Genomic DNA, 7,688 nt, shown 5'->3' with positions numbered 1-7,688 from the left:
GGGGAGACTTGAACTCCCGACCTCGCGATTATGAGTCGCGCGCTCTAACCAGCTGAGCTACCGAACCGTTTCGCTGATGCGAGGGCGCCTCTTACACGGGAGCGGGCCGCCTCGCAAGCGTGTCTCCTGCAGCTTGTGCGGGGTATTGTGTATCAGGCTGGCCGAACTTATCCGACAGGGCTAGGTTGGGTGTATGATACGCGTTGTGCTGCTGCTCTTTTCGATCCTGTTGATGACCTGGTTCCAGCCCGCTGCGGCGCAGAGCCAGGACGCGCGCGATGCCTTCATGGCTGGTCGGTATGACGCCGCATTCGCAGACGTGGCGGCAGATCACGGCCCGGACGCCTGCGCGTTCGGCGCCCGCGTCCTGCTCGCCAAGGCGATCAGCGGCGAGACCGAGCCGCCCGAGGCCCTGCTGATCGCGGCACTGGGTGAGGCGGACCGGGCGCTCGCCGTCCAGCCCGGCCATATCGAAGGGCGCCTGCAAAAAGCCATTGCCCTGTCGCTGCTCGCCCGACCGATGAGCCTGCGAGATGCGAGAGAGTCCGGCCATGGCGAAGTGGCCCGGCAACTGGCCGAGGCCGTTCTGGCGGACGATCCTCAGAACGCCTATGCGCACGGGTTCCTCGCCGTCTGGAATATCGAAGTCCTCAATCGCGGGGGCTTTCTGGGGGCCATAATCATGGGCGCCAGCATGGACGCTGCCGAGACGCATTATGCGGCGGCCATGGCGGCGTCCCCCGGCGACGCGTCCCTGCACTGGCAATATGCCCGCGCGCTGGCCGCGCTGAATGCCTGGAAATATCGGAAGCAGATCACGGCGGCGCTCGATGCTGCCCTTGCGGCGCCCGTCGACAGCGACCTCGAACGGCTCATGCAGACGCGGGCCCGCATGCTGTCAGCCGCCATCGCAACGGAGAAGAGCCGCGATGTCGAGGCGATGGCAAAATTGATGCTTTAGGCGTTATTCCGCCGCAACCGTTTCGGCGAGCGCTTCCTGTTCGGAGAGGAAATGCTCGGCTTGCAGAGCGGCCATGCAGCCCATGCCGGCGGCGGTGACGGCCTGGCGATAGGTCTCGTCGGTGACGTCGCCAGCCGCGAACACGCCCGGAATGTCGGTCGCCGTCGAGTCCGGCGCGGTGATGAGATAGCCGTTCGGCTTCATCGCCAGCTTGCCCTTGAAAAGTTCGGTGGCCGGGGCGTGGCCGATGGCGATGAAGATGCCGTGGAAGGGCCGCTCGGTGACCTCTCCGGTCTCGACATTTTTCAGGCGGGCGCCGGTGACGCCGAGCGGGTTCTCGTCACCCAGCACTTCTTCGAGTGTCGTATTCCAGAGGACTTCGACCTTGGGGTTCTTGAACAGGCGGTCCTGCAGGATCTTTTCGGCGCGGAAACCTTCGCGGCGGTGGATGACGGTGACCTTGGAGGCGAAATTGGTCAGGAACAGCGCCTCTTCAACAGCGGTGTTGCCGCCGCCGACCACGAGCACCTCGCGGCCGCGATAGAAGAAGCCGTCGCAGGTGGCGCAGGCCGACACGCCGAAGCCCTTGAATTTCTGCTCGGTGGGAAGGTCCAGCCATTTGGCCTGGGCGCCGGTCGAAATAATAATGGAATCAGCGGTATAGACCGTGCCGCTCTCGCCGACGGCGCGGAAGGGGCGCACGTCGAAGTCCACGCTGGCAATATGGTCGTCCGCCACTTTGGCACCCATGGCCTCGGCATGTTCCTGCATCTTGACCATCAGTTCGGGGCCCTGGATCTCGGTAAAGCCCGGATAGTTCTCGACATCCGTTGTGATGGTCAGCTGGCCGCCGGGCTGGATGCCGGTTACGACCAGCACGTCGCGCATGGCCCGCGCGCCATAGATTCCGGCGGTCCAGCCGGCCGGGCCGGAGCCGATGATGAGGATTTCAGCGTGGCGGGTATTTGCGGCGGAATCGGCCATCTGGGCCTCCATTCGAATGCGTGATTATCAGTCAGCCTTGGTATGGCGACTCGCGGGCAAAAGTAAAAGGGGCGGGGTGTCTCACATGGACGTGTAGCGCGGCTAAAGCGGCTCTGACACCACTTCCACCGTGGCATGGCTGAGGTCGAAGGCGTCGGCGAGGCGGGCTTTCACGTCGCGCCGGACGGTTTCGGTGCAGGCGCCGGGCGCGGCGGTGACTTCGAGCGTGATCAGGCGCTTGGTTTCGGTCAGCGCCCAGGCATGGACGTGGGTGACACTCGCAATATCCGGAATATTCATGACCAGGTCGGCGGTTATGTCAGCCGATGAGAGGCCTTCCGGCGTGCCTTCGAGCAGGATGTGGCCGGACTGGCGCGCGATGCGGATTCCGGCAAAGCCGACCAGCAGGGCGACGAGGACTGACAGGATCGGGTCAGCGGCCATCCAGCCGGTCGCCATGATGATGCCGGCGGCGGCGATGGCCGCGACCGAGCCGAGCATGTCGCCCGCTACGTGCCAGAGCGCGCCCTGCATGTTGAGATCGTCCTTGCTGCCGCCATGCAGGACGAGGAAGGCGATCACGTTCACGACGAGGCCGGCAACGGCCACCACCATCAACAGGCCGCCCATCACTTCGACCGGTGCCATGAGGCGATGGATGGCCTCCCAGACGATCCAGATCGCCAGCAGGACCAGCAGGATGCCATTGGTGAAGGCGGCCAGGATCTTCATGCGGGCAAAGCCGAATGAACGCTGCGGATCGGCCGGGCGTTCGGCCAGCTTGTAGCCGACCCAGGCGAGCACGAGCGAACCGGCATCGGTGAGCATGTGCGCGGCGTCGGCCAACAGGGCGAGAGAGCCGGAGAGGATGCCGCCTGCCACTTCGGCGAACATGAAGGCCGCTGTCAGTGCGGCGGCGATGGCGACGCGGCGGCGGCTGTCGGCGGTGCCCATGTCGGCATGATGGTGGGCGTGGTCATGGCTGTGGCCATGGTCGTCGCCGTGATCGTGGGAATGCGAACTCATGTCCTATCAGGTGGCGGCGTTTCGGCGCGGGGTCAATTCGTGTGTGATAGCATTGCAGGAACAAGGTGCGAGGTGCCCAAGCCATGTGCGGGACAAGCGGCTTCGAAAAGCCCGAAAGAATGCCCGGAAAAAGTCCGGACAGGCCCCGGATGGAACCCGGATGGCCGTGCCCTTGCACGAAACCGCCGCGCGTGGCCTGATGGGCAAAAATACGCTTGGAGGGATTCCGACATGACATTTCCGCGCCTGCGCCAGCTGGTGATTGCCAGCGAGACGACCGACACGATCGACACGCTCAAGACCGTGTTCGCCCTGGGCGAGCCGTTTCCCGATCCGGGCGTGGCCGAGTTTGGCCTGGTCAATGGCGTGTTCGCGATTGGCGACCAGTTCCTCGAAGTGGTGGTGCCGACGGTGGAGACGGCGCCGGCGGCGCGGTTCATGTCGCGCGGCGGGCCGGGCGGATATATGGCGATCTTCGAAGTCGAGGATATCGCAGCGACTCGGGCGCGGGCTGACACGCTGGGCATCCGCCGCGTCTGGGACATTGACCTCAAGGACATTTCTGCCAGCCATTTGCACCCGGCCGATATTGGCGGCGCGATCGTGTCTGTCGACCAACCGAAGCCTGCGGGCGCATGGCGCTGGGGCGGGCCGAACTGGCGCAAGAACAGCACGCAAGGCAAACTGACCGGCGCTGTGCTGGTCAGCCCCGACCCGACGCGCCTGATGGCGCGCTGGGGCGCGGCGCTGGACGTGCCGGGCGGTGGCTCCGGCCTGAAGCTCGCCGATGACGGACGGCTGACCTTCATCCAGGGGCAGACCGAACGCCTGATCGCCTTCGAGCTGGACCTGCCGGACGTGGACGGCATCCTGGCGCGCGCGCGGGACGCCGACCTCGAGGTCGAGGGCCGGAGCGTCTGGGTCGCAGGTGTCGAGATGCGGCTGGCCACTTCATGAGGGCGACCATTTTTGCAGGCAGCCGTTTGACCAAAGTGCGTTTCGACTTACTAATTTGCGGGATGAAATAACGTGGGGACGACTCGAAATGACGATTAAGTTTATGGCAACGCTTGGCGTTGCTGCCGCGCTCGCAGGCATGGCCGCAGCGCAAGGCGCACTTGGGATTTTTGGCGAAGAGGAAGAGGTTGAACTGGAAGGGCTGAATATTCGTCCGGGGCTTTACGACGTGACGATTACGCAAACCCAAACCGGATATGCGAATGGTGAGCGGATCGAGCAGCCACCACAGAGCCAATCCGGACAAATGTGCGTTCAGCCTGAGGGCGACATTTTGCGGGCAGAGGCTTTCAATAAGCCAGGCTGTGAGGTCACCGTCCGCGATGTGGATAATGTTGGCGTATATTTTAACATGGCCTGCAAGCATGGCGGGCAGGAGATGACTGGCATGTGGAAGATTGGGGCCGGTCACATGATGAAGGGGTATCTGTCAGAGCATTATTTCAGCTTGCCCGGTGGGCGCGCGGCGTCGCAAGCATTCTACGTCTCAGGCGGTCTGCATAGCCAGGTAGATGAAGTCTCGGCGTCTCTGAGCGTGGAGCAGCAATTTGAGTATGCGGGGGAGTGCCCCGCATAGGGATGAGTGTCGAGATGCGATTGGCCAGTACATGAAGGCGACCATTTTCACTGCGTCGATCCTGCTCCTGGCCGGTTGCACGGTGACGGGCGAAGGCGTGGACTATCCTGAGCCGGTGGGCGAGGCCTATGCGACGCGTGAGGCGACCATGCGCGACCCGGACGACCGGTGCGGGCCGGAATTCATCCAGACCAGGCTGCCGAAAAGCTTCGTCAATGTGGTAGGCGCGGTGACTGACGGGCCGTTCCGCCCGGTCTGCCAGCGCCATGATGCCTGCTACCGGCTGCAGGAGAGGACGCAGGCCGAGTGCGACCGGCGGATGAAGCGCGAAATGGCGTCGATCTGTGCCAGCGGCAAGGCGACGCCGACCTATTCGCTGCCCATGGTCGGCAAGTCGCTCTGCCGCTTCCATGCCGGGCTGTATTATGACGCGATCAACAATACCTATGCGGCGGTGGCCTATGGCGGCCGGCCGGGTGGGCAGATTGTCAATGTGACCTCCCGCGTGATTGACGATCCGGTCACGGATGACGAGTTTGAAGTCTGTGTCGATGTGCTGAACAATACATTCGCGATGCAGGAATACGATCTCGAGATGCGGGGCAAGAAGGGCAAGCTGATCGACCGCGAGCCGGACACGTTCGAGATCAATCTCGGGGTTGGTGAAACGAAAACGTTCTGTGTCAGCACGAATTATACGCGCTGGAGCCTCAAGGACCTGCCGGACGAGGTGCAGGTGTCCCTGCGCTGCGACACGCCGGAAAATTTCTCGGTACGTCACGACATGATTGTGGTGGATACGGTGAGCGTGAAGGTGCGATAGCGATCTCTCCCGTGTCCCCGGCGAAGGGCGGGGCCTCATGCGGCGGCGTCAGGACATCATGGCATGAGATCCCGGGTCAAGCCCGGGAATACGGAATGCGGTTAGACATCCACCTCGGCTTCCAGCGCAAATTCCTCAATGAACTCGCGTCTTGGCTCCACGACGTCGCCCATCAGTTTGGTGAACATGTCGTCGGCTTCGTCGGCATGGTCGACGCGGACCTGCAGCAGGGTGCGGGCGTTTGAGTCGAGCGTGGTTTCCCAGAGCTGGTCGGCGTTCATTTCACCAAGACCCTTGTAGCGCTGGACCTTGAGGCCCTTGCGGCCCGAGTTCAGCACCGCATCGAGCAGGGAGGCCGGGCCGTTGACCGGCACGTCGCCGCCCTTTTCCTGGCGCAGGATGGCGGGGTCTGTGTAGATCTCGGCGAGGCCGGCGGCGCGCTCAGCGAGGCGCACGGAGTCCTGGCTGGCGAGCAGGGCCGGCGGGAGGACCGCCAGTTCCTCGACGCCGCGCACGGTGCGCTTGAGCACGAGGCCGCCGTCTTCAAATTGGCCTTCCCACGTGTCTTCGCCCTCTTCGGCGAGACGGTTGAGGCGTTCAGCGGTGGCTGTGGCCGTTTCCGGCGCGGCATTGGCGCTCATCGCGCCGGCAAGAGCGGCGTGTTCGATCAGGTCCGCTGGCGCGCGCTGGGCGAGGCGCTTGAGGCTGGCGCGGAAATTGGCGGCCTGGCGCACGCGGTCGCGCAGGTCTTCGCCGCCGATCTGCGTGCCGTCGTTCAGGATCAGCGTTTCGCCGCTGGTGCCTTCACCGATGAGATAGGCTTCGAGTTCCGCGTCATCCTTGACGTAGCGCTCGGAGCGCCCGCGCGTCACCTTGTAGAGCGGCGGCTGGGCGATGTAGAGATAACCGCGTTCGATGATCTCGGGCATCTGGCGGTAGAAGAAGGTGAGCAGCAGCGTGCGGATGTGCGCGCCGTCGACATCAGCATCGGTCATGATGATGATCTTGTGGTAGCGCAGCTTCTCGATGTTGAACTCGTCGCGGCCGATGCCGGCGCCGAGCGCCATGATCAGCGTACCGATCTGGTCGGATGAGAGCATCTTGTCGAAGCGGGCGCGCTCGACGTTCAGGATCTTGCCGCGCAGGGGCAGGATGGCCTGGTTGTCGCGTGACCGGCCCTGTTTGGCCGAGCCGCCAGCGGAGTCGCCTTCGACGATGAAGATTTCGGACTTGGCCGGGTCTTTTTCCTGGCAGTCGGCAAGCTTGCCGGGCAGGGAAGAGATATCGAGGGCGGACTTGCGGCGGGTCAACTCGCGCGCCTTGCGGGCGGCTTCGCGTGCGGCGGCCGCCTCGACGATCTTCATCATGATCTCGTGGGCTTCCTTGGGATGCTCCTCGAACCATTCCGACAGTTTCTCGCCCATCAGGGATTCCACGACCGGGCGCACTTCGGACGAGACGAGCTTGTCTTTCGTCTGCGAGCTGAATTTCGGATCCGGCACTTTCACGCTGAGCACGCAGGTGAGGCCTTCGCGGGCGTCGTCGCCCGAGATTTCGACCTTGGACTTCTTGGCGATGCCGGTCTCGTTGGCATATTTGTTGATGATCCGGGTCAGCGCGCCACGGAAGCCGGCCAGGTGGGTGCCGCCGTCGCGCTGGGGGATGTTGTTGGTGAAGCAGAGCACGTTCTCGTGGTAGCTGTCATTCCACTCGAGCGCGGCCTCGACGGTGACGCCGTCTTTCTCGCCGATGACATAGATCGGGTCTGGCAGGATCGGCGTCTTCTGGCGGTCGAGGTGCTCGACGAAGGCCTTGACGCCGCCCTCGTACATCAGGTCGATCTCGTAGACATCGGCGTCGCGCTCGTCGCGGAAGATGATGTGCACGCCGGAGTTCAGGAAGGCGAGCTCGCGCAGGCGGTGTTCCAGCGTCTTGCGGTCATAGTCGGTCATCGTGAACGTGGATGCGGAGACCATGAAGCGCACGGCGGTGCCGGTATAGGGCTTGCCCTTGTCGGTCATCGGCGAGGGGCCGCGCGTGATGAGGGGCGCCTCGACACGTCCGCCATCGACGAAACGGACCCAGTGCTCATTGCCTTCGCGGTGGATGGTCAGTTCCAGCCAGTCGGACAGGGCGTTGACGACGGACACGCCGACGCCGTGCAGGCCGCCGGAGACCTTGTAGGAGTTCTGGTCGAACTTACCGCCCGCATGCAGCTGGGTCATGATGACCTCCGCCGCGGAAATGCCCTCCTCCTCGTGGATGGAGACCGGGATGCCGCGGCCGTTGTCGGTGACGGT

General features: G+C 63.9%; 7 protein-coding genes and 1 tRNA gene. 4 read left to right on the top strand and 4 right to left on the bottom strand.

The features are described from left to right. A tRNA-Met gene (locus tag AADA04_RS02845) sits at positions 1-59 on the bottom strand. 134 nt (positions 60-193) lie between these two features. Here AADA04_RS02845 and AADA04_RS02840 point away from each other — a divergent pair. Continuing rightward, positions 194-961 (top strand): hypothetical protein, encoded by a 768-nt coding sequence (locus AADA04_RS02840; protein WP_340691722.1) that lies wholly within the window; start codon positions 194-196, stop codon positions 959-961. A gap of 3 nt (positions 962-964) precedes the next feature. On the opposite strand, the gene trxB is transcribed toward AADA04_RS02840, so the two are convergent. Beyond that, positions 965-1,945: a thioredoxin-disulfide reductase gene (gene trxB / locus AADA04_RS02835; RefSeq protein WP_340691721.1), complete on the bottom strand. Its 981-nt coding sequence runs from the start codon at positions 1,943-1,945 to the stop codon at positions 965-967. A 102-nt stretch (positions 1,946-2,047) separates the two neighbouring features. Beyond that, positions 2,048-2,971, bottom strand: a complete 924-nt coding sequence (locus tag AADA04_RS02830) for a cation diffusion facilitator family transporter (RefSeq protein ID WP_340691720.1) — start codon at positions 2,969-2,971, stop codon at positions 2,048-2,050. A gap of 231 nt (positions 2,972-3,202) precedes the next feature. Between AADA04_RS02830 and AADA04_RS02825 the strand changes: the two genes are divergently transcribed. The 3 genes from AADA04_RS02825 to AADA04_RS02815 all read left to right on the top strand — a co-directional run bounded on the left by AADA04_RS02825 (position 3,203) and on the right by AADA04_RS02815 (position 5,388). After that, positions 3,203-3,928 carry a VOC family protein gene (locus tag AADA04_RS02825; protein WP_340691719.1) on the top strand — a complete coding sequence of 242 codons (726 nt, stop codon included), beginning with the start codon at positions 3,203-3,205 and terminating at the stop codon, positions 3,926-3,928. A gap of 88 nt (positions 3,929-4,016) precedes the next feature. Further along, complete coding sequence (locus tag AADA04_RS02820) at positions 4,017-4,565, top strand: DUF3617 family protein (protein ID WP_340691718.1); 549 nt, start codon at positions 4,017-4,019, stop codon at positions 4,563-4,565. Positions 4,566-4,596: 31 nt separating this feature from the next. Beyond that, positions 4,597-5,388, top strand: coding sequence for a hypothetical protein (locus AADA04_RS02815; RefSeq protein ID WP_340691717.1), 792 nt, complete (start codon positions 4,597-4,599; stop codon positions 5,386-5,388). Positions 5,389-5,489: 101 nt separating this feature from the next. On the opposite strand, the gene AADA04_RS02810 is transcribed toward AADA04_RS02815, so the two are convergent. Further along, positions 5,490-7,688 (bottom strand): DNA gyrase subunit B (locus AADA04_RS02810; protein ID WP_340691716.1); only part of this gene is annotated, 2,199 nt, incomplete at its 5' end.

Source organism: Hyphomonas sp., assembly GCF_037969335.1.
In the GTDB taxonomy this organism is placed as follows: domain Bacteria; phylum Pseudomonadota; class Alphaproteobacteria; order Caulobacterales; family Hyphomonadaceae; genus Hyphomonas.
The sequence above is the reverse complement of the archived record's forward strand: the minus strand, read 5'-3'. Positions and strand labels throughout refer to the sequence as shown.

Bases quoted from the DNA above. Each gene is read 5' to 3' on its own strand.
- AADA04_RS02820 (WP_340691718.1), top strand. From the start codon at position 4,017: ATGACGATTAAGTTTATGGCAACGCTTGGCGTTGCTGCCGCGCTCGCA.
- AADA04_RS02840 (WP_340691722.1), top strand. From the start codon at position 194: ATGATACGCGTTGTGCTGCTGCTCTTTTCGATCCTGTTGATGACCTGG.
- AADA04_RS02830 (WP_340691720.1), bottom strand. From the start codon at position 2,971: ATGAGTTCGCATTCCCACGATCACGGCGACGACCATGGCCACAGCCAT.
- trxB (WP_340691721.1), bottom strand. From the start codon at position 1,945: ATGGCCGATTCCGCCGCAAATACCCGCCACGCTGAAATCCTCATCATC.
- AADA04_RS02815 (WP_340691717.1), top strand. From the start codon at position 4,597: ATGAAGGCGACCATTTTCACTGCGTCGATCCTGCTCCTGGCCGGTTGC.
- AADA04_RS02825 (WP_340691719.1), top strand. From the start codon at position 3,203: ATGACATTTCCGCGCCTGCGCCAGCTGGTGATTGCCAGCGAGACGACC.